Annotated in this window: 17 protein-coding genes; 8 read left to right on the top strand and 9 right to left on the bottom strand. The window is 70.2% G+C overall.

Annotated features, from left to right (window positions below; all coding sequences use genetic code 11):
- Positions 1-61: 61 nt before the first annotated feature.
- Positions 62-823: an SOS response-associated peptidase gene (locus tag KDK95_RS02230; protein ID WP_212516269.1), complete on the top strand. Its 762-nt coding sequence runs from the start codon at positions 62-64 to the stop codon at positions 821-823.
- A 23-nt stretch (positions 824-846) separates the two neighbouring features.
- On the opposite strand, the gene KDK95_RS02225 is transcribed toward KDK95_RS02230, so the two are convergent.
- Complete coding sequence (locus tag KDK95_RS02225) at positions 847-2,853, bottom strand: DMT family transporter (protein WP_212516268.1); 2,007 nt, start codon at positions 2,851-2,853, stop codon at positions 847-849.
- A 333-nt stretch (positions 2,854-3,186) separates the two neighbouring features.
- On the opposite strand from KDK95_RS02225, the gene KDK95_RS02220 reads away from it, so the two are divergent.
- Positions 3,187-4,095, top strand: coding sequence for an oxygenase MpaB family protein (locus KDK95_RS02220; RefSeq protein ID WP_212516267.1), 909 nt, complete (start codon positions 3,187-3,189; stop codon positions 4,093-4,095).
- 399 nt (positions 4,096-4,494) lie between these two features.
- The gene (locus KDK95_RS02215) at positions 4,495-4,905 is read left to right on the top strand and encodes a hypothetical protein (RefSeq protein WP_212516266.1); all 411 of its coding nucleotides are present in this window, start codon (positions 4,495-4,497) and stop codon (positions 4,903-4,905) included.
- 144 nt (positions 4,906-5,049) lie between these two features.
- On the opposite strand, the gene KDK95_RS02210 is transcribed toward KDK95_RS02215, so the two are convergent.
- The 8 genes from KDK95_RS02210 to KDK95_RS02175 all read right to left on the bottom strand — a co-directional run bounded on the left by KDK95_RS02210 (position 5,050) and on the right by KDK95_RS02175 (position 15,226).
- A complete protein-coding gene (locus tag KDK95_RS02210) occupies positions 5,050-5,751 on the bottom strand; it encodes an RraA family protein (protein ID WP_212516265.1) in 702 nt (233 codons plus the stop codon).
- A complete protein-coding gene (locus KDK95_RS02205; RefSeq protein WP_212516264.1) occupies positions 5,748-7,901 on the bottom strand; it encodes a hydantoinase/oxoprolinase family protein in 2,154 nt (717 codons plus the stop codon). Before KDK95_RS02205 ends, KDK95_RS02210 begins: the two co-directional genes overlap by 4 nt.
- A complete protein-coding gene (locus KDK95_RS02200; protein WP_212516263.1) occupies positions 7,901-9,604 on the bottom strand; it encodes a hydantoinase B/oxoprolinase family protein in 1,704 nt (567 codons plus the stop codon). The genes KDK95_RS02205 and KDK95_RS02200 overlap by 1 nt, the downstream gene beginning before the upstream one ends.
- The gene (locus KDK95_RS02195) at positions 9,604-9,924 is read right to left on the bottom strand and encodes a DUF4387 domain-containing protein (protein ID WP_212516262.1); all 321 of its coding nucleotides are present in this window, start codon (positions 9,922-9,924) and stop codon (positions 9,604-9,606) included. Before KDK95_RS02195 ends, KDK95_RS02200 begins: the two co-directional genes overlap by 1 nt.
- Positions 9,921-11,255 carry an acyclic terpene utilization AtuA family protein gene (locus KDK95_RS02190; protein ID WP_249160064.1) on the bottom strand — a complete coding sequence of 445 codons (1,335 nt, stop codon included), beginning with the start codon at positions 11,253-11,255 and terminating at the stop codon, positions 9,921-9,923. The genes KDK95_RS02195 and KDK95_RS02190 overlap by 4 nt, the downstream gene beginning before the upstream one ends.
- Before the next feature lie 86 nt (positions 11,256-11,341).
- Positions 11,342-12,400: an ABC transporter ATP-binding protein gene (locus KDK95_RS02185; protein ID WP_212516260.1), complete on the bottom strand. Its 1,059-nt coding sequence runs from the start codon at positions 12,398-12,400 to the stop codon at positions 11,342-11,344.
- Positions 12,393-14,111: an ABC transporter permease gene (locus KDK95_RS02180; RefSeq protein ID WP_212516259.1), complete on the bottom strand. Its 1,719-nt coding sequence runs from the start codon at positions 14,109-14,111 to the stop codon at positions 12,393-12,395. Before KDK95_RS02180 ends, KDK95_RS02185 begins: the two co-directional genes overlap by 8 nt.
- The gene (locus tag KDK95_RS02175; RefSeq protein WP_212516258.1) at positions 14,108-15,226 is read right to left on the bottom strand and encodes an ABC transporter substrate-binding protein; all 1,119 of its coding nucleotides are present in this window, start codon (positions 15,224-15,226) and stop codon (positions 14,108-14,110) included. Before KDK95_RS02175 ends, KDK95_RS02180 begins: the two co-directional genes overlap by 4 nt.
- Positions 15,227-15,419: 193 nt before the next feature.
- On the opposite strand from KDK95_RS02175, the gene KDK95_RS02170 reads away from it, so the two are divergent.
- The 5 genes from KDK95_RS02170 to KDK95_RS02150 all read left to right on the top strand — a co-directional run bounded on the left by KDK95_RS02170 (position 15,420) and on the right by KDK95_RS02150 (position 20,702).
- Positions 15,420-16,136, top strand: a complete 717-nt coding sequence (locus KDK95_RS02170; protein WP_212516257.1) for a GntR family transcriptional regulator — start codon at positions 15,420-15,422, stop codon at positions 16,134-16,136.
- Positions 16,133-17,098, top strand: coding sequence for a 2-hydroxyacid dehydrogenase (locus KDK95_RS02165; RefSeq protein ID WP_212516256.1), 966 nt, complete (start codon positions 16,133-16,135; stop codon positions 17,096-17,098). Before KDK95_RS02170 ends, KDK95_RS02165 begins: the two co-directional genes overlap by 4 nt.
- An 89-nt stretch (positions 17,099-17,187) precedes the next feature.
- A complete protein-coding gene (locus tag KDK95_RS02160; protein WP_212516255.1) occupies positions 17,188-17,859 on the top strand; it encodes a DedA family protein in 672 nt (223 codons plus the stop codon).
- Positions 17,856-18,497: a hypothetical protein gene (locus KDK95_RS02155; RefSeq protein ID WP_212516254.1), complete on the top strand. Its 642-nt coding sequence runs from the start codon at positions 17,856-17,858 to the stop codon at positions 18,495-18,497. The genes KDK95_RS02160 and KDK95_RS02155 overlap by 4 nt, the downstream gene beginning before the upstream one ends.
- A 42-nt stretch (positions 18,498-18,539) precedes the next feature.
- Positions 18,540-20,702 carry an MMPL family transporter gene (locus KDK95_RS02150; protein ID WP_212516253.1) on the top strand — a complete coding sequence of 721 codons (2,163 nt, stop codon included), beginning with the start codon at positions 18,540-18,542 and terminating at the stop codon, positions 20,700-20,702.
- The last annotated feature ends 193 nt before the right edge of the window (positions 20,703-20,895 follow it).

Genomic DNA, 20,895 nt, shown 5'->3' with positions numbered 1-20,895 from the left:
GGCGTGTTCCGGCCTGGATGCCGACGGGCGACGGCGCGCCGCCGATCGTAGGCTCGAAGACATGTGCGGTAGGTACGTCGCGGTCCACACTCCGCAGCAGTTGGCCGAGGAGTTCGGCGTCGACCGGGTCGTGGTGGACGCTCCGGTGGAGCCGGACTACAACGTGGCGCCCACCAAGCCGGTCCTGGGCGTCATGGCACGCGAACCGCGCGAACGACCGGGAGCGCGGCAGCGGCAGCTGCGCGTGCTCCACTGGGGCCTGGTGCCGTCGTGGGCCAAGGACCCGTCGATCGGCAGCCGGCTGATCAACGCGAGGATCGAGACCGCGGCGGACAAGCCGTCGTTCCGCCAGGCGTTCGCCAAACGCCGCTGCATCCTGCCGGCATCGGGCTACTACGAGTGGGACAAGCCCCCCGCACGCGAGAAGGGCGGTGCGGCGCGCAAACAGCCGTACTTCATCCACCGCGCGGACGGCGCGCCCCTGGCGATGGCGGGCCTCTACGAGCTGTGGCGGGATCCGGAGCGAACCCGTGACGATCCGGAGGCCTGGCATTGGACCTGCGTCGTCTTGACGACCCAGGCCACCGACGAGGTAGGCCGCATTCACGACCGCGCCCCGCTGATCGTGCCCGCCGAGGGCTACGACGCCTGGCTCGCCCCCGAGCCCGGCGACGCCGACGACCTGCGCGCCATGCTGGTGCCGGCCACCCTCGGGATGCAGGTCGACCCGGTGAGCACCGAGGTCAACAACGTGCGCAACAACGGACCCGACCTGATCCGGCCGGTCCCCGGCGATCACGAGGAGCCGCGCGAGCTCCGATGAGCCCCCCGCCGACCACGGCTCGTCTACGACCGCTGAGTCCGGTACGGCTTCAGTCTGCGCAGCTCGGGCAGGTAGACGAGGGCGAAGGGGAAGGGCAGCCAGAGGCTCAGCGCCCGGTAGACGAACACCGCGGCGACGGCCATCGCCACCGGGGCGCCGCTGTGCCAGAGCGTGAACGGCAGCACGACCATCAGCAGCCCGGCTCCGGCGAGCGGGCCCACGCGGCGGGAGAAGAGCATGCCGGTGGCGAAGCCGACGGCGAGCGCGGCCCAGTCCATCAGGAATCCGAACGCCGCGACCGCGGCCCAGACCGAGAACGCCTCGCCGAGCCAGAAGACGAGCATGCCGAGCACGGCGACGCCGTACTTGCGCGGTCGCAGCAGCAGGGTCCGGATGACGAGGGCGGAGTCAAGGAGCATGGCGAGGCTCTCCTGTCGGCGGCTGCCCGTCCGCAGACGTGGACGGAGCCACGCGGTGAAGGCCAAGGCCGCTGCAGTGGCCGGGATCGGGATGACCGCCCAGGGCAGGGTGAAGTCGGTGGGCGGGGCCGTCAGGCCGAGTACGAGGACGGCGACGCTCACCGCCGTGCCCAGGTAGCCGAGGACGGCGAGTTCCATCCCCGCCAGCACGTTCGCGCGCATCCGGGCCTCCCGGTCGCTGGCCCCGGCCGCGCGCAGCGTGTCCCGGTCCAGGCCGCCCCGGCCGTGCGCCAGCAGGCCGCCGTGGCCGACGACCGTCACGGCGGTCATCCGTCTGCGGCCGGGATCAGGTCCGCCCTCGGCGCGGTAGATGACCCGGCAGGAGGCCGCGAAACCGGCGAACGAGACGGCCAGGCCCGCGGCGGCGGCGATCAGCCACAGCGGCTCGAAGTGGGCGAGCGTGTGCCGGAGTACCCGGAAGCCGGCGACGCGGGCGAGGCCGAACGCCGCCGCGAGGTCCAGCACGGCCGCCGCGATCAGCACGCCGGCGATCTCGTGCGCGCGGCGCTGGACGTACGGGACGGCGGCGTGCCGCCGCACCGCCTGCCACCAGCGCGTCCATCCGGCCGCCACGGCCCGGCGCGGCCCTGGCGCGTCCGCCGTGTCCTTTCGCCTGGATCGGCTGGATCGGCCGGATCGGCGTGCCCGCTCGCCCGGCCGATCACGGCGGCCGGATTCGGGCTCGTCCTGTTCGTCCGGCTCGTCCTGGTCGTCGGCGAGCAGCGGCGAGCGCGCGAGCACGACGACGGCGCCGCCCACGAGAGCGGCCGAGGCCGCGGCGGCGACGATGAGCCAGCCCCCGCGCATGGTCTCGCGGAAGACCAGGCTTCCCCACAGGATGGAGATCACGGGATCGCCGAGCGACAGGCCCGGCTGCGCGGCCAGCAGGCGTCCCGCCCGGACTGCGGACTGGAGCAGGAAGAGCGACCCGGCCCCCGTGATGATCACGGCGTAGAGCTGCCAGCGGGTGAACAGGCCACCGATGCCGGAGGCGGCGCTCGCGCCCTTGACCAAAGCCGCGGTCATTCCGAACCCGCAGCCCACGGCCACACCCAGGACCGCCGCCTTGCGCGTGCCCTCCGGCATCGATCGGGCCCACAACACGCATGCCAGCACCAGGAGGGCGTTCGCCCCGACCGCCAGCGCCCACGTCACCCCGGACACCGACGCGCCCGTACCGCCCGACGGCGACAAACTCAGGAGGAGCCCGGCCAGCCCGCCCACCATCGCCGCCACCGCAGCCCACTCGCGCGCTCGCAGGTGCCTGCCGTGCAGAATGAGCGGTGAGAAAACGAGCGCCACTGGAAGATCCAGCACGAGCAGCGACTCGACCACGGAGATCCGGCCGAGCCCGAGAGCCACTGCCTGGAGCAGGAAGCCCGCGGTCAGACAGGCGATACCGGCCAGCCACACCGGACGGCGCACCAGATGCCAGAGCAGCCTCCAGCTGAGGCTCTCGCTCGCCGGGCGGTCCCGCGCCTCCTTGCGCTGCAACACCGAGGCCAAGCCACTGGCGAAGGCGGCCAGCACGGCCAGCAGCGCGCTCAACACGGGCAGACCACCTCCCAAGCAGTCGGGAGCATTCGCGCAGCCCCGGCCCTACCGGAGGCGTCTACCCCGGAAGACCGAAAGCGGCCTCGAGTAGGCAGACGCACTCGCCACGGCATGACCAGGGCGTCTCTTCCACATGACCGGCCAGGGAAGTCCCATGCGTCCGCGGCGACACCAATGCGCCCCAGAACGCAGGTCGGGCTCACAACCCGGTGACACCGCATGCCACGTGTCGGCTGCCTCGACCCGTCCCCTCCCGGGTTCCACGACGGCGATCGGGCCGATCGGGCCGATCGGCGAGCGTAGACTCGGCATCAGGATCGGAGGCCAAACATGCCGCTTACGAGCCAAGAACGCTCGGCGGATCCAGTCGAGGCTCTACGCCGCTCGCTCGCGGGAATGCTGGCCGCCCGCATCGCCGGTCCGGGGGGACCCGCGGTGCGCCAAAGGATCGTGCGGGCGCGCTCCGGCTGGTTCGGGCCGGACCGTCCGATCAGACGCGTGCACGGCGACGCGGCCATGTTCGTCGGGGGACTGCGCGCCCTGTTGCTGCAGTCGCTGCACCCGCTCGCGATCGCGGCGGTCACCGAGCATTCCGGATACCGGGCCGACCCGTGGGGCAGGCTCCAGCGGACCGGCGCGTTCCTGGCCATCACCACCTACGGCTCGGCCGAGGACGCGCAGCGTGCGGTCGACGCGGTGAAGGCCGTTCACACCCGTGTGCACGGCGCCGCACCCGATGGACGCACCTACCGCGCGGACGACCCGCATCTGCTCGCCTGGGTCCACGTGGCCGAGGTCGACAGCTTCCTGCGCTGCCACCAACGCTACGGCGCCGCTCCGCTGACCGATCAGGAAGCCGACGGCTACGTGGCCGATGCCGCCGTGGTCGCCGAAGCGCTCGGGGTCATCGATCCTCCGGTCACCACCGCGCAGCTCGCCGAGCGGATCGAGGCCTACCGGCCCGAGCTGGCCGGAACCCCGCAGGCCCGCGCGGCGGCCCGCTTCCTGCTGCTCAATCCGCCGCTCCCGCTCCCGGCCCGCGCCCCCTACGGCGTCATCGCCGCGGCCGCGGTCGGCAGCCTGCCCCGCTGGACACGCTGGCCACTGCGCCTGCCCTACCTCCCGATCAGCGAAGCGACCGCGGTACCGGTCGCGGGCCACGCGCTGATGCGCGCCACACGCTGGGTACTCGCCTCCCACGAACCCCTCGATACCACGACGGCGACGCGCGAGGGGTGAGCTCGCGGGCGCGCTACACGTCCGCTACGCGGATGCTACATCGGGCTGACACGGTGTCAGTGGCTCGGCAACTACGCGGCGCAAGGGATTGGTAAGGCGCCGGCGGGGGCCGGCGGCACCACACCGTTTCCCAGATCAGGGGGAGAATCCACGATGCAGGGATCGAAGAGTCTCGCAGTCGTCGGAGCTGCGCTCGCGTTAGGCGCGCTCGGCGCGACAAGCTCCGCCGCTTCCACGACCGGAGCGCCCACCACCGCACATACGAAGGCTGTCGCCTCCGCAACTCCCAGACGCGCCAACTACGTCCCGACGGCCGCCGATATCGCGGCTCTCACGCGTCTGAACAAGGGTACGCACGGCGTGTCGGCACAGGCCACGAGATGCGTCAATCCGGTAGGCGTGACGCCTGCGCTGGACCTCAAGGCCGAAAACGGCGATGACATCGGGTACCTGTATCTGGGCTACTTCTCCTCCTGCCGCTCGGCTTACGCCGAGCTGCACATCACCAGCAGCGCGAACGCCGCAGTCGTCTCCACTGCGGCGGTATACATCGAGGACACGGTCACCAACGTGCATTTCGGCTACCTGGAAACCAACACGGTAAGCACAAACGGCGGCTGGGCGGACAGCGAGTTCATCCCGATCGACCAGAACAACGAACAGGACATCTACTACAACGCCACCCCGGTGACGTTCATCTACTACGGCGCGTTCCACTGCGACGGCGTGGGGTGGACCCACAACTTCTACAACGGCAGCAACTCGTGGTGGAACACCGGAGCCGGCCAAGGCGGATGGTGCAGCAACTAGTATCCGCTGGTCCTTGCTGGCGGCCCGTGCATACAGTCGCCATGTGAGATCACAGCCGGTGAGCCATCCGCAGCCGGGGGGGGGGGCGAGTGCGGACGCGGTGCCACGGATGACTCACCGGCTGAGCCTGTCCCCGTTCTCCTGTCAGTGCTTGACGCGCCGCAGTTCGAGCAGCTTCGGGATGCTGAAGTCGGTGGACTTGGACCAGCCGACGACGTTCTGCTCGTCCTCGCGGATCAGCTCAGCCTTCTCGAAGATGCCGGGCAGCGCCTCCGCCGGAATCTGCAGTACGCCGTGCTCGTCGCCGTGCAGGACGTCGCCCGGCTTCACGCGCATCCCGGCCACGGTGACGGGCTCGCCCACTGCGGTCAGCCGCATGTACGACCGGGCGACGCACAGGCCTGCGGCGTGTACGGCGAAAGGCAGGTCACGCAGCACGTCGACGTCGCGCACCCGGCCGTTCGTCACCACGCCGGCGATGCCGAGGGCGGCCAGCAGGCTGCCGTTGACCTCGCCGAGGAACGCCCCCGCACCGGGCGGAGCGTCGCAGTCCTCGACCACGACGACGACCGGCCCCTCCATCTCGCTGACCGCCCGATGCAGCTGGGAGACGGGGATCGCATCGTCGCCCGCGTCTCTGGCGACCATGCGTGCGGTCACCGCGCGGCCGACCATGGGCGGGCCGCCGACGCCGGATCCGCCGGCGGCGGTGCCGGTGATCCGCTGGATCGAGCCGTCGGTGTACCCGCCGTTGAACGAGCGCAGCCGAAGCAGGTCGAGCGCGTTGCTGAGCGCGGGGGTGTCCCACTCGGCGAGGGCCGCGAGGTGTTCGAGGTCCACGTTCATGAGTTGACTCCTTGATCTATGCGCGTTGCGTAGTCGATATCGATGACCAGGTTGCGGTGTGCGTCGACGAAGGCGACCGCGTCCGGGCCGATGGCGCAGGAGGTTTCGTGCTCCTCGAAGACCGCCGGGCCACGCAGACTGGATCCCGGGGCGAGTGCCCGGCGGTCGTAAACGTCTGCTTCGCGGATGCCGAACCCAGAGATCAGCACGCTGCGTTTGCCGCGCCAGGCACCGCGGTCGTTGTCGTCGGAATCTCCGCCCTGCTCGTGAGAGGCGTCGGTCAGGGAGGGGACAGCCTTGGGCACAGTGGAGGTGAGTCGCCAGTTGGTCACCTCGGGTGTGCCCTCGGGAAGCGCGCGGCCGAACACAGCAGCGTATTCACGCGTGAACCGATGCCGCAGTTCCTCACTCAGCCTCCCCGCCGACGCCGCCGACAGCCGGCCCCCGGGCATGGGTACGGTGATCTCGAAGCCCTGTCCGAGGTAGCGCATGTCGACGGACCGAGAGCGGGCTATCTCCGTCCCCGCCGAGGCTGCCCCGCTCAGCAGCGACGTCGCATGGGATTCCATCTCGCGATACAGCTCGCCGACCTTCGCCCAGTCGGCGTCGCCCAGGGGTGTCGCATAGCCGCGCACGTCCTCCACGGCCGGGTCGGCGACGAGGAATCCGTACGCTGACAAGACGCCCGCGCCCATCGGCACGATCAGCCGCGACATCTTGAGACTTTTCGCCAGTGTGTAGGCGTGCACTGGCCCCGCGCCACCGAACGCCATCAGCGCGTACGCGCGAGGATCGCGCCCTTTTTCGGACAGGTGCACGCGGGTCGCGGCGGCCATGTTCTCCGTGACGATCTCCAGCGCTCCGCTCGCGGTGCGCTCGGCGTCGAGGCCGAGCGACTCGGCGAGCCTCTCGAACGCCTCGCGCACCTTGGGCAGCCCCAGCGTGAGTTCCCCGCCGAGGAAGTTGTCCGGATCCAGGTGCCCGGTGAGCAGATCGGCGTCGGTGACGGTCGGGCTGGTGCCGCCGCGGCCGTAGGCGACCGGTCCGGGCTCCGAGCCGGCGCTGCGCGGTCCGACTTTGAGCAGGCCGAATTCGTCGCGGGACGCGATCGAGCCGCCGCCTGCGCCGATCTCGATCATGTCGACGACGGCGAGCTTGAGCGGGAGGCCGGAGCCGGGCTTGAAGCGGTCCAGCCGCCCGGCCTCGAACTCGTGCTTGATGTGCGGCAGTCCGCGTTCGACGACGCTCATCTTCGCGGTGGTGCCGCCCATGTCGAAGGCGATCACCTGGTCCTCGCCGGCTAGTTCGGCCAGATGCGCGGCGGCGATGGCTCCCGCGGCCGGCCCGGATTCGAGCAGCTTCACCGGGAACGCCTTGGCGTGCTCCAGGGTGGTCAGCCCGCCGCTGGAGAGCATGAGGGTGAGCGTTCCGGCGAACCCCAGCCCGTGCAGCCGCTCCTCGAGCCGGTCGAGGTACGCGCTGACGACGGGCTGGACGTAGGCGTTCACGCAGGCGGTGTTGGTGCGTTCGTACTCGCCGATTTCGGGGGCCACGTCGGAGGAGAGGCTGATCGGCATATTCGGATACGCGAACCGGATGAGCTCGTACGCAAACCGCTCATGCGAAGGATCGGCGTATGAATGCAGGAACGAGATCGCGAAGGCCTCGACTCCGTGCTCCTCGACGAGTTCGTGAGCCGCTTTGAGGACCGCGGACTCGTCCAGCGGCACGAGCTCGGTGCCATCGGCGCAGATGCGCTCTGGAACGCCGATGCGCAGATGGCGCGGCACGATCACGGGCGCGGGCCGCGCGTAGAGGTCGTCGGTGTCGTGGCGCGTCTCACGACCCATCTCCAGGATGTCGCGGAAGCCTTCCGTGGTGATTAGCCCGACCTTCGCCCCGGTGCGCTCCAGCACCGTGTTGGTGATCAGGGTCGTGCCGTGCACGATCGCCGCGACCCGTTCGATCGGGACGCCCGCCTCGTCGAGCAGGCGGCGAATGCCGTCGATGATGGCACGGCTCGGATCCTGGGGCGTGGTCAGGAGTTTTCCCGTCCGGGTGGTCGCGCGGGCGGCATCGTGCAGGACGAGGTCGGTGAAGGTGCCGCCGACGTCGACGCCTATGGTGCAGGTCGCGATGGTCTCGGTCATCAGTCCCTACCCTCTGGATCCTCGTTCTCGGTCGAACAGCGTGCGGCGGTGACGGCTTCGGTGCCGTAGTCGCGGATGGCCGCGGCGCCCGTGATCAGGCCGGCGCGCAGGTCCTCGGCGATCGCCGTGCGATCGCGTCCGCTCGGCGGTCCGTAACCCCCGCCGCCGGCGAAGGAGATCGTGATCGCCGAACCCGGCTCCAGCGTCGAGAGGGACTTGAGCGCCGGGACGGTGCCGTCGTCGTATTCGGCGTGCGCGGGGGCGCCCGGCAGTCCGCCGACGATTCCGAGCGCGGGGTGGCTGGAACGGTCGCCGAGCAGCGCCACACGCAGCGGCGTGTCGCCTGGGTTGACGATCTCGATGTCCTGGCCGAGGCCCCCGCGGCGGGTGCCCGCCCCGCCCGAGTCGGTTCGGAACTCCTTGCGCCGGAACAGGAGCGGAGCAGTCGATTCGAGTGCCTCGATACTGCCGCTTCCGGAGTTGGTCGGGAACGCGGTGGTCGAGCGCCCGTCGTGGCCGGCGCACGCGCCCATTCCGGCGCTGGCGAACAGGATGGCCGCGAACGGCGCGCCTGACTTGTCGCGTCCGGCGAACTGGACGCGCATCGCCGGTGCGCCGCCACTGTCCGCCAGAACCCGATCCGGAAGGACGTCGGCGAGTGCCCGGTAGATCGCGCAGGACAGCAGATGGCCGGTCAGGTGCCGCGCGAGCACGGGGGCGGGGAAGACCGGATTCAGAATGCTGCCTTCCGGGGCCTTGACCGTGATGGACCGGTATGAGCCGTGGTTGGTGCGCGATCCCGGGTCAAGCAGGAGTTTGAGCGGGTAGACCGAGTACGCGGTTGTGTAGTTGAGCGTGCAGTTCGTCGCGAATCCGACCTGCGGGGAGCTTCCGGCGTAGTCGATCTCGATGTGTTCGCCCTCGACGGTGATGGCGCACTCGATATGCGTCGGCCGGCCTTCGACCCCGTCGGCGTCGAGCGAGGAGCGGTACACGCCGTCTGGGATCGCCGCGATCGCGGTACGGGTGCTGCGGTCGGACATCGCGTGCAGCGCGTTCGAGAGCGGGCCGAAGTCGGGCTCGCAGATGTCGTCGAGCAATTCGACGGCCCGGCGTCGGCAGACCTCGTGTGCGGCCATCTGGGCTTCGAGGTCGCCCCACACCTGGACGGGCAGTCGCACGTTCGCCCTCAGCAGCGCGACGACTCCTTCGTTGCGCGCACCGTCGCGATAGAGGTGGATCGGCGGGATGAACAGGCCTTCGGCCATGAGGTCGGTGGCGCCGAGTGTCGCGGTGCCCCCGATGTCCGGTACATGTGCGGCACTGCCTGCGAAAGCCACCAGCGCGCCGCCGTAAAACACCGGGCTGATCATCGCGATGTCCGGGAGGTGCCCGGTGGCGATCCACGGATCGTTGGTGATCACCACGTCGCCCTCGTGCCAGGTCTCGGCCGGGTGGACTTCCAGCAGCCGGGCGGTCAGCGTCCCGATCAACGCGGCGAACGCGGGGATGCCGGCGCGGGACTCGGCGACGGTGCGACCGGCCGGATCCATCAGCACCACGGTGTAGTCGTTGGACTCGCGGATGATGGTGGAGAACGCCGCGCGCAGCAGCGTCGTCGCAGCCTCGTCGGTGATGGCGGCCACGCGGCTCCAGCGCACTTCGAGGTCCACCGCGTCGGGCGTCTGGTCGGCGACGGCCATCACTGCCCCCCTTCGGGTACCCGCAGCGAGGCGAGTGGCACGTGGTGCTGCCCTGCGTGCATGTCCCGGTCCCGGAGACTGCCCTGAGGCAGCGGCCTGGGGACGGACACCTTCACGACTCGCAGCTCGGGAAGCCTGAAGATCTGCAGGTCCTCCGCATCGACGTGGTAGAGGGCTGCGACAGTGTCCGCGGTGATGAGCTGTTCCGCGGCGCGGTACCCGGCGTCGTCGGCCATGAATGCCTCCATCGTCATCCAGAACGGTCCGGCGTTCTTGGCGCGGATCTCCAGTGCGAGGTCCGCGAGTGTCGGCTCGGTCATGAGGCCTCCGGGAGGTCGATGTCGATGTGGAACAGCTCGAGGGGATCGTCGACCTCGACGACGTGGTTGAGTACGAACTCGTACGAGGCTCCGCGGTCGATGTGCGCCGGCGAGAACGCGAACGCGAGGCTCGGCAGATAGGCCATGTCGGGCAGCGGCAGGTGGAGCAGAAGCGGGTTGGCCACCTTGGAGATCGCTGTGGCCAGCTCCTGCGTCGACGCGGAGACCAGAAGCATCACGCCGACTTCGCGGGGCGCGGTCGTCTCGCGCTCGAGCTCGTCGAGGATCGCGTTATGGCCGTAGAGGCGCAAGTCCGCCTGCCAGGCGGACTCGGCGAGGCCGAGCGTGCTCTCGACCCGCTCGGCGAGCAGCTTGCGCAGCAGAGCGGCCCATTCGTCGATCGAGGCGAGGATGCGCGGGTCGCGGATTCCGACGAACGACATCGTCTCGTAGCCCGTGACGGCGGAACCTTCGAGCTTGATCGTGTGCTGATCCGCAGGCTCGAATCGGGAGCCCTGCACGCGCACCGTGCGATGGTCGACGGCGGTGTAGCGGGCGTCGCCGACCTGAAGCGTGCCCGCCGGTTCGCGCATGGTGAACGGGTTCGCGGTCTCGTACAGCATGTGCGCGGCCACCGAGGTCGGTGTGCACTCCGCTTCCGGGTCGAGCGGTTCGATGGTGAACCCGTCCTCGTCGATACGCGCGAGAACGCCGCCTGCGCGGGGATTCGTGGTGCACTGGCCGCCGCACTCGACGACCTTCGCCGCGTGCCAGGTCGGACCGGCGGGCATGCCGCGCATCAGCGGCACCGCGGCGGCCAGCGCCGTGTCGGTCGCGCGCCCGGCCAGCACGACCTGCGCGCCGGCCGCGATCGCGTGCGCGATCGGCTCGTGGCCCATCATGCCCACGATGTGCGAACACCTCCCGATGGTCGCGGCGTCGAGCGGCCCGAGCGGGGCGAGCGGCTGGATCCGCCCGGCGTCCAGGCGCGCGATGAGATCCGCGGGGCTCTGCTCGCTGTAGATCTCGGAGACCGCCAGCCGCAGCCCGTCCTGGGCGCAGATCTCGCGGACGATGCCCGAGACCCGCTGCACGCCGCTGTCGGTGCCGCTCGTTCCGCACGAGCCGACGATGAGCGGAATGCCGCCCTCATGCGCCGCGTGCAGGAGGATTCGCAGATCGCGGCGGACGGCGCCGTCCGCGGTCTTCGGTTCCGCGGCGCCGAGGTAGTGCGGGCCGGAGTCGGTGGATCCGGCGTCGATCGCGATCACGTCGGCTCCGAGGCGCAGACCACGCTCGACGGTGACCGGGTCGAAGCCGGCGCCGAGCATGCCCGCCGGAACGAGTACGGCCACGCTGCGCGGAGGGGAAGTGGAATCGGACACGGTGTCACTCCTGAGATCGCTCATGGTTCGGGTCAGTCGACGAGCACGGCCGAGTGCGGTGGTATCCGCACCCGGACGGGGCCCGGCGCGACGGGCCGCGCTGCGTGCACCTCCAGCCGGGCGCCGCCGACCGCGACGGTGTAGCGGTAGTGGTCGCCGAGGAACACGCTCTCCACGACGGTTCCTTCGGCCCCGTTCCCGTCCGGTCCGCAGAGTTCGATGTCGTGCGGCCGAACCGCGACGGTCGCCGCGCCGCTCGCACTCACGCCGTCCGCGCGGATGGCGATGCCGTCGGGGAAGTCGCGCGTTCGCAGGACAGCCCCGCCGCCGGGCCCGGTTTCGATCGATCCCGTGACGAAGTTGCACTGGCCGAGGAACTCGGCCACGAACCGGGCTCCGGGCTCGCGGTAGACCTCCTCGGGCGTGCCGTCCCGCAGGATCCGCCCTCCGTTCATCACCAGGATCCGGTCGCTCATCGCGAGCGCCTCGTCCTGGTCGTGCGTGACGAACACGGTCGTCAGGCCCAGCGAGAGCTGCAGTTGCTTGAGCCGGTCCCGAGCACGCTCGCGCAGTTTCGCGTCGAGATTCGAGAAGGGCTCGTCGAGCAGCAGCACCCTGGGGGAGGGGGCGATCGCCCGGGCCAGCGCGACCCGTTGCTGCTGGCCACCCGAAAGCTGATGCGGGTAGCGATCCGCGTGCGCGCCGAGTTCGACGAGCTCCAGCACTTCCGCGACGCGTCCACGCGCGGTGCGCTTGTCCACCTTGCGCAGCGACAGCGGGAAGGCGACGTTCTGCGCGACCGTCATGTGCGGCCAGACCGCGTACGACTGGAACACGATGCCGAGATCGCGGCGCTCCGCGGGCAGATCGACCCCGGCGGCCCGGTCGACGAACACGTCGCCGCCGACCGCGATCACTCCCTCGTCCGGGGTCTGGAACCCGGCGATGGACATCAGCGTCGTCGTCTTTCCGCAGCCGGAGGGACCGAGAAGGGTGACGAACTCCTTGTCGCGGACGGTGAACCCGATCCCGTCGAGCACCGTCGAGGCGCCGAAGGACTTGCGCAGATTCTGAACCCTGATCTCAGGCATGTGAGGCTCTCCGGAGTGCGCGCGCGCCGATCAGCAGCACGGCCGCGGTCAGGACGACCTGGATCACGGCGAGGGCGGCCACCGGCCCCTGCACACCCGTGCTCCAGTACTGCAGCATGGTCACGCCGAGCACCTCGGTTCCCGGCTTCTGCAGGAAGACCACCGGGTCGTAGTCGCCGAGCAGCGTGATGAACATCAGGACGAATGCGGCCAGCAGCGCCGGACGCAGCATCGGCAGCAGGATCCGCCGCGCGATCGTCCACCACCCGGCCCCGGCCGCCCGCCCGGCGCGGTCGAGCTCCTCGCTGAGCCGCGCGAGGCTCGGCTGGATCACCACGTACGCGAGCGTCAGGTTCCTGACACACAGCGCGATCGCCTCGCCCCACAGGTTGTTGCGCACGAGGGAGCCGGGCGTGAACATCAGATAGGTCCAGAAGAATCCGATGCCGAGGATGACCCCGGGCACCGCGCGCGGATACATCAGCGTCGGGGCGAGCACCGTGCGCAGCGGGAACCGCGATCGGTGCGCGACCAGTGCGGCCACGGCGACCAGCGCGACGCTGACCGCCCCGCCGCCGACCGCGATCAGCAGGCTGTCGGTGATCGCCCGGCGCAGCGCCGGATCGGTGGCCACCGCGCGCCAGTTGTCCGAGGTCGCCAGCCGCCAGGGCGCTTCCAATGTCGTCAGAACCCTGACGAATGACATCAGGATCAGCCCGATGAGCGGAATGACGCTGGTGACGCCGATGAACGCGCCCACCGCGGCCGACGCCGGCCGGCGCCAGCGCCCGAGCTCCAACGGCCGCCGGAGGCCGCCGCCGCGAGTGCCGACCGCGACGAACCGCTGCTCGGCACCCGACAGGCGCGAGCGCAGGAACAGCAGCAGCGACACCACGACGAGCAGCAGTACCGCGCCCGCACTGACGAACGGCGGGTCCGGGGTCGCGCTGTTGCTCCAGGACCGGTAGAGGTAGCTGGCATAGAAGTCGATGCCGGACGGTCCGCCGAGGAACAGCGGGATTCCGAGGATCTCCAGGCACAGCGAGAAGATCAGCACCGTGCAGTTGAGCATGGCAGGGCGCAGCATCGGCAGCGTGATCCGGCCGACCACCCGCAGCGGACCGGCGCCGGCGCTGCGCGCGGCGTCCTCCAGCGACGAGTCGGTGCCTGAGAGCGCGGCCCGCACGGTCAGATAGGCGATCGGCAGCGTCACGACCGCGCCGAACAGCGACATCCCCGGGATCGAGGAGAGGTTCCACACGGGCAGGTGGAGATTCCTGCTCACCAGTTGGGTGAGGTAGCCGCCCTGGCCGTAGATCGTCAGCCAGCCCACGACCAGCCCGAGCGGCGGGACGACGATCGGCGCCGTCAGCAGCAGGCCGTAGGCCCGGCGGCCGGGCAGGTCGGTGCGCGTGCACAGGATCGCGTGCAGCGTGCCGCCGACGACCGCGAGCGTCGTGGTGCTCACGGCGAACAGCAGCGTGTTCTTGACGGCCGTCCAGTACGCCGGGTCGGCGAACAGCGTCCGGTAGCCGGCGAGGCTGAACGTCCCGCCCGGCAGGTAGAGCGCCTTGCTGCGGATCGAGGAGTACACCAGCGGGATGAACGGACCCACGACCAGCCCGACGACCAGCGCGCCGACCGCCGCCTGTCCGAAGGAGGCGGGGACGCGCGGCCGTCGGACCGTCGCGGGGAGCTCGAGCGTGGTCACCGGTGGAACACCCGGTTCCACTCGGAGGTGATCTCGGGCTGCTGGTCGAGCACCGCCTGGTCGATCGGCACCAGGTACGTCGAACTCGCGGGCACCTCCTTCGCGAGAGAGGTGAGCGACGCGGTGCAGCCGTTCGCAGGCTGGAAGCCGTTCATCGTCGCCTCGAAACCGCCGGCGCACAGCGCCTGCTGCCCGGCCTCGCTGTAGAGGAAGTCGAGGAACAACTGCGCAGACGCCGGACTCGACGCCTTCGCGGTGACCGAGACGGCCCGCGGGACCAGGGGAGTGCCGTCCTGCATGAACGTGTAGCCGGCCAGGCCCTTGTACTGGCTGAGGGCGCCCTGCGCGAGGCCGGAGGTCATGTAGCTGAGCGAAGCCGAACCACGCACCACCTGCTGAAGCTGGTCGAGGCCCTCGTTGTAGGTCGTGGTGACCGGTGCCAGCGCGGCGAATATGTTCATGGTCTTCTCGCCTCCCATCAGGTGCTCGAGACCGTAGACGCCGGCGTAGTCGAGCGTGTTGGTGATCGGGTACGAGACCATGCGGTACCGCGACGGATCCGCCTTCGCGTCCGCGGCGAGCTGCGACCAGGTGTGCGGGACCTGCGATGCGGAGAGCAGCTTCTCGTTGTAGCCGAGCAGCATCGGCTCGGCCGACATCACGTACACGCCGTGTCCCTGATTCACCCACGACGGGAACGCTCCGAGACCCGCGGGCGTGACGGCGGCGGGCACGCCGTTCTGCTCGGCCTCGACCCACGAGGCCGGGGCGCTGGCGACGAGCAGATCCGCGGTGCGGGCGCCCTGCGCGGCCTCGGCCTCGTACTTGGAGAAGATCGCGTGGTCGTCGAGCGTGGTGACCTGGACCTGGATCTTCGGGTACTGCTTGTTGAAGGCGGCGATCACCGGCTGGAAGTACTGGTTCGGCACGTTGGCGTAGACGACGAGGCCCTTCTCGGACGCGGCCTTCTGCTGCAGAGAGGCGACCGATTCGGGCGCGGAAAGGGTCGTGGCCGAGGACGCCGGCGCCGATGTGCCGGTCGAGCAGGCGGCGAGGGCGGCGCAGACCGCGAGGGCGGTGCCGCCGGCGAGCACGGCTTTTCCTGGCATGCGCATAGTAACCTCCTTCTCGCTATAGCATCGTTGCTATAGCATATGACAGCGCACGCTATGTGCTACCGCATGACTTGTCAACCCACTCGAGCCCGCCGCCACGTCCGCAGCTCGGAGCGCATGGCACTGCCGTGCGACTCGCCATAGCAAGTGGTAGCGTGGCCGCCGACCAGGGACGTTTGACGGAAGGACCCCGATGAGTGACGCGCCGGAACTACCGCTGCTCCAGCGCAGCCGGTCGCTCGCGGACCAGGCCTACCAGGCCATCCGCGAAGGCATCGCGACCGGCACGTTCGCATCCGGCGAGCGGGTGACCGAGCGCGGACTGGCCGCCCGCCTGAACGTCAGCCCCACCCCGGTCCGCGAAGCGCTGCGCAGACTCGAGCAGGACGGCCTGATCGAACGGGTCTCCGCGCGTGAGCTCCGCGTCGTCGAGCATTCGCCGGAGTCCCTTCACGAACTGCTTCTCACCGGCGCCGCACTGCGCGCCCTCGAAGCGCGCTTCGCCACCCTCAAGCTCGACGAGGCGGCGCTGGATCGGATGGCCTCGATCGTCGACGCGCTCGGCTCGGCCCGGGTGCGCACAGTCGCCGAGTACCTGCGCCTCGCCCGCGAGTTCGACCAGGAGATCGAACGGGCCGCGGGCAACGCCACACTGCGCGGACTGATCCAGAGCGTGGGTTTCATGGGTCAGGAGCGCCGTGCCCGCTCGATCGAGTCGATGCGCCTGCACCCCGACGTCGCGGCGCGCCGCATCCAGGGCCACCGCGACATCCTCGAGGCGCTGCGCAGCCGCGACCCCGACGCCGTCGAACGGACGTTCCGGCGCCACGCCGTCGCCGGCGTCGACCTGCTGCTCGCCGGAGCCGACGAGGCGGCCACCGGCCACGAGGAAGGACGTATCACCGCATGACCCCCGTCTCGCGCCGTCCGGCGGTGCTCGTCACCCAGCCCATCCATCGCAGCGCTTCGGCGAAAATGGTGTCCGCGGGACTCGAGGTGACGGACCTGGCCAGCCCGGTGCCGCTGACCTCGGACGAGATCGTCCAGCGGCTCGGTGAAGCGCAGGCCTTGGTCTGCCAGCTGACCGACCGGGTGGACGAGCACGTGCTGTCCCAGCCCGGCCTTCGCGTCGTGGCGACCGTCTCCGCGGGCATGGACCACATCGATCTGGAGGCCGCACGCGTCCACGGCGTGCACGTCGTCAACACCCCGGACGTGCTGACCGAGGCGACCGCCGACCTCACCTTCGCGTTGCTCATGGCCGTTGCCCGCCGCATCACCGAGTCCGACGCGCTCATCCGCTCAGGCGGCTTCCACGGCTGGAAGCTGCTGGACGAACTCATGGGCGCGGACATCGCGGGGGCGACGCTCGGAATCGTCGGCATGGGACGCATAGGCCAGGCCGTCGGCCGCCGCGCCGCCGCCTTCGGGATGTCCGTGCTCTATCACTCGCGGCGACCGCGCACCGATCTGCCCGCGCAGCTCGAGGCCCGCCACGCGCCGCTGTCCGAGCTTCTCAAGTCCTCGGATTTCGTGAGCCTGCACGCGCCGCTCACCGAGGACACCCACCACATCATCGACGCCAGGGCGCTCGCGATGATGCAGCCGCACGCCTACTTGATCAACACTTCGCGCGGTCCGCTCATCGACGAGGCGGCGCTCGCAGAGGCGCTGGTCGCCGGCAGGATCGCGGGCGCCGCCCTCGACGTGTTCGAGCATGAGCCCCGCGTCCACCCTGTCCTGCTCGAGCGGACCGAGCGCGTCGTCCTCACAGCGCACGCGGGCAGCGCCACCGCCCGCACCCGCGAGCGCATGTCCCACCTCGCCGTCGACGGGCTCCTGCGCGCCCTCGCGGCTCAACCCGCTGCGTAAACCGCGTAACCGCCGCGCCGGAGCCGCGCTGCTCTGTTCGGAAGAGCGCGGTAAGCGTTCTGAAAGGAACTATTTCCTAGCCTGCCCGTATGAGCTTGGCACTGATCAACCACTTGCTCCAGTCGTACGGCTATCTCGCGGTATTCGTCTTCATCGCGGTCGAGAGCCTGGGCGTCCCGATGCCGGGGGAGACCACCCTGATCGCGGCGGCGCTCTACGCGGGCTCCACGCACCGGCTGAACATCGCGGTGATCGCGGCCGTGGCCGCCGGGGCCGCTGTCATCGGTGACAACATCGGCTACTGGATCGGCCGACGCGGCGGAGCGCGGTTGGCGCGACGCTACGGACGCCACGTCGGACTGACACCGCGCAGGCTCAAGGTCGGCCGATACCTCTTCGACCGCCACGGCGGCACGGTCGTCTTCTACTCGAGGTTCATATCCGGCCTACGCACGTATGCCGCGTTCATCGCCGGGATGGTCGCGATGAGGCGGCCCGGATTCGTCGTGGCGAACGCCGCCGGCGCGTTGGTGTGGGCCCCCGCGATCGCGTTCGGTGCCTACGGCCTCGGCGGCGCGGCGAGCGGGCTCGGTAGTGCGCTGACATTCATCGGCGTGGGCGTCTCGATCGCGCTCTCCGTCGTGGTCGGCCTCCTGGTCAAACGATCGATGCGCAGCCTCGAGGCGCGTGCCGACGCGGCGTACCCCGACGAGCAAGCGCCCGCCCCTGTTCCCGTCGCTGAATTGGCGGATACACGATGACCACCCCTACGCACAGCGGTCCCGGACAACTGGCCCGGCCGGAGCACAGTGCCGATCCGACCGAGGGCAACGCGCGCCTGACCGCGCTCACCGGCGTACTGCTGCTTGTGCTGTTCGCCGCCGAGATCGTCACCGAGATCCTCGGTGTGCGCAACGTGCTGACGGCGCACGTCGTCATCGGCTACCTGCTCGCCCCGCCCGTGCTCGTCAAGCTAGGCAGCACCGGCTGGCGCATGGCCAAGTACTACCGCGGAGATCCGGACTACCGGCGACGCGGCGCCCCGCCCACGTACCTGCGCGTCCTCGGTCCCGTGATCGTCGTGTTGACCGTAGCCCTCGTCGGCAGCGGCATTCTGACCTACAACGGACCGCACTCGCTGCACACGCTGGCCCTGGACGTGCACAAGGTGACCTTCTACCTGTGGCTCGTGGCCGTCGTGGCACACGTCGTGCCGCACTTCCTCGACGCCGTGGGCCAGGCCGCGGCCGACCTGCTCGGCCGCGCAGGTGTCCGCGTGCCCGGCGCGGCGGCACGGCGCGCGCTCGTTCTGGGCGCGCTCGTTCTCGGCGCGCTCCTGGCGATCGCCCTCTCCGGCCATGCCGGAAGCTACCTCGCGCTGTTCCCGAAACACCACTGACCGCTCATCACCGAATATCTTCGATCCCTGAAAGGCCGACACGTGACCTCGATCACGCGGTACTGCCTCGACCATCGGCGCGCGGTCGTTCTCGCCTGGCTGCTGATGGCGGCCCTCGGGGCCGCACTGGCGACCACCACCGTCAACCGGCTCTCGCACAGCCTCGCCACTCCCGGGACCGCCGGCTACGACGCGAACGCGCACATCATGCAGACCTTCGGTATCGACGGCAACGAGCAGCCGACGATCGCGGTCCTGACACTCCCGGCGAACGAGAACATGCGCACGGCGACCGGACAGGCCATCGCCGCACGCACGTTCGCCGCCGCGAACCGCGCCGGTCATCTGGCTGTCGCGGACTACGCGAACACGGGCGACCCGAAGCTCGTCTCCGCCGACGGCCGCACCACCTGGGCCCTGTTCGACATGCCCAACCCCGACGTCGCGGCGGGCTCCGGCGTCATGGAGGCGATTCCCGGCGCGCTCGAATCCGCCGCCCCGCACGGAGTGTCCGTCTCGGTCACCGGATTCGAGCAACTCCAGACCGTCGGCGGCGCGAGCGCCGGCGGGGGCCCGGGAATCCTGGTCGAGACGCTCATCGGCGGCATCGGCGCCCTCGTCGTCCTGCTGTTCGTCTTCGGCTCCGCGATCGCGCTCGTCCCGCTGCTGATCGCGATCCCCTCGATCCTCGTCAGCCTGCTGCTCGTGTTCGCGCAGACCCAGCTCATGAGCGTCAACTTCCTGGTGCAGTACCTGGTCGCGGTCATGGGACTGGGCATCGCCGTGGACTATTCGCTGCTGCTCGTCACCCGCTGGCGCGAGGAACGCGAAGCCGGGCGCTCGAACCAGGAGGCGATCATCGCCGCCGCGCCCACCGCCGGACGAGCCGTGATGCTCAGCGGGCTGACCGTCGCGATCGGCCTGCTCTGCCTCGTCGTGATGCCGGCTCAGTTCCTGCGGGGCATCGGCATCGGCGGCATGCTCATCCCGCTCTCCGCCATCACCGCGGCCGTCACGCTGCTGCCGATCATTCTCTCCGCCCTCGGCCCGACCCTGGACAGACGCCGGTTCGTGCGCAGCGGCTCGACCACCTACAGCCGCGCCTGGGCGGCCTGGACCCGCGTGATCGTGCGGCGCAAGTGGATCGCCGGCGCCGTCGGCATCGCCGCCGTGCTCCTTCTCGCGGCCCCCGCGCTGTCGATCAACACCGGTCCGGCGCGCGCCGACTCCCTCGGCGGCACCGGCGTGCCCGCGCGGACCCTGCACGGCCTGGAGGCCACCGGCGTGCCGAGCGCGGTCGTCTTCCCCATCCAGGTGCTCACCACCCACGGGGGACAGGCGGCCGCCGACCAGGTCGCCGCCATCGCCAGTCGGACCCAAGGCGTTTACACCGTGCTCGCGCCGGCCACGAGTTCGTTCCGCCAGGGCGGCGCCGCCCTGATCAGCGTCGTGCCCACCGACGAGGGCAACACGTCGGCCGGGACCGCGACCGTCGCCCGCCTGCGCTCGGCCCTGTCCGGCGTGCCGGGCGTCGAGGTCGGCGGGAACACCGCGCAGAACGTCGACTTCAACCACGCGGTCTACGGCAACTTCCCGCTCCTGCTCGCCATCCTGTCGATCCTCACCTTCCTCCTGCTGGTGCGCAGCTTCCGCTCCGTCGTGCTCGCGGCGAAGGCGGTGATCGTCAACGTGGTCTCGCTCGGCGCGTCCTTCGGATTCCTGGTGCTGTTCTGGCAGAACGGCCACGGCTCGAACCAGATCTACGGCGTGCCGGCTACCGGCTCCATCCAGAACTGGATTCCCATCATCGCCTTCGCATTCCTTTTCGGGATCTCCATGGACTACGAGGTCTTCATCCTGGCCCGCATGCGCGAGGAGTACGACCGCACCGGCTCGACCGACGAGGCGGTGATCGGCTCGCTCGCGCGTACCGGAAGGCTCGTCACCTGCGCCGCCGTGATCCTCGCGATCTCCTTCGCCTCGCTCAGCTCCGCCCCCGACATCACCGTCGAGATCATCGCGACCGGCATCGGCGCCGGCATCCTCATCGACGCCCTGATCGTACGGACACTGATAGTCCCCGCATTCGTCGCGGCCATGGGCCGCTGGAACTGGTGGATGCCGCAGCCGCTGGCGAGGCTCCTTCGGATCGAAGGACCGGCGGCACCGATCGAGGTGCCCGTTGAGGCGGGGTCTCGCCTGTAGCCGCCGCGACAGCTGCTCCGGCGTGTGCCGGGCGGGCCGATGGATCTTTCCCATCGGCCCGCCCGGCACACGCTTTGGCGTCCAGTCGAGCGTCAATGGACGCCCCCAGACCGGCAACGCGGGCACCGACGCGACGTAAGCGTCGTGTAAGGCATCGATCCGTAGCCTCCTGATCGAACCGAACCGTCTTGAG

Origin of the sequence: Actinospica acidithermotolerans, from assembly GCF_018139625.1 — a bacterium.
In the GTDB taxonomy this organism is placed as follows: Bacteria; Actinomycetota; Actinomycetes; order Streptomycetales; family Catenulisporaceae; genus Actinospica; species Actinospica acidithermotolerans.
Note: the sequence above shows the minus strand (reverse complement) of the source record. Positions and strands in the feature narration are given on the sequence as shown.

What these genes read in the sequence shown, in the direction of transcription:
- KDK95_RS02230 (WP_212516269.1), top strand. Translation starts at nt 62, where the DNA reads ATGTGCGGTAGGTACGTCGCGGTCCACACTCCGCAGCAGTTGGCCGAG.
- KDK95_RS02190 (WP_249160064.1), bottom strand. Translation starts at nt 11,255, where the DNA reads ATGCTCGGCGCCGGCTTCGACCCGGTCACCGTCGAGCGTGGTCTGCGC.
- KDK95_RS02210 (WP_212516265.1), bottom strand. Translation starts at nt 5,751, where the DNA reads ATGAACGTGGACCTCGAACACCTCGCGGCCCTCGCCGAGTGGGACACC.
- KDK95_RS02155 (WP_212516254.1), top strand. Translation starts at nt 17,856, where the DNA reads ATGACCACCCCTACGCACAGCGGTCCCGGACAACTGGCCCGGCCGGAG.
- KDK95_RS02205 (WP_212516264.1), bottom strand. Translation starts at nt 7,901, where the DNA reads ATGACCGAGACCATCGCGACCTGCACCATAGGCGTCGACGTCGGCGGC.
- KDK95_RS02175 (WP_212516258.1), bottom strand. Translation starts at nt 15,226, where the DNA reads ATGCGCATGCCAGGAAAAGCCGTGCTCGCCGGCGGCACCGCCCTCGCG.
- KDK95_RS02195 (WP_212516262.1), bottom strand. Translation starts at nt 9,924, where the DNA reads ATGACCGAGCCGACACTCGCGGACCTCGCACTGGAGATCCGCGCCAAG.
- KDK95_RS02165 (WP_212516256.1), top strand. Translation starts at nt 16,133, where the DNA reads ATGACCCCCGTCTCGCGCCGTCCGGCGGTGCTCGTCACCCAGCCCATC.
- KDK95_RS02185 (WP_212516260.1), bottom strand. Translation starts at nt 12,400, where the DNA reads ATGCCTGAGATCAGGGTTCAGAATCTGCGCAAGTCCTTCGGCGCCTCG.
- KDK95_RS02170 (WP_212516257.1), top strand. Translation starts at nt 15,420, where the DNA reads ATGAGTGACGCGCCGGAACTACCGCTGCTCCAGCGCAGCCGGTCGCTC.
- KDK95_RS02200 (WP_212516263.1), bottom strand. Translation starts at nt 9,604, where the DNA reads ATGGCCGTCGCCGACCAGACGCCCGACGCGGTGGACCTCGAAGTGCGC.
- KDK95_RS02220 (WP_212516267.1), top strand. Translation starts at nt 3,187, where the DNA reads ATGCCGCTTACGAGCCAAGAACGCTCGGCGGATCCAGTCGAGGCTCTA.
- KDK95_RS02160 (WP_212516255.1), top strand. Translation starts at nt 17,188, where the DNA reads ATGAGCTTGGCACTGATCAACCACTTGCTCCAGTCGTACGGCTATCTC.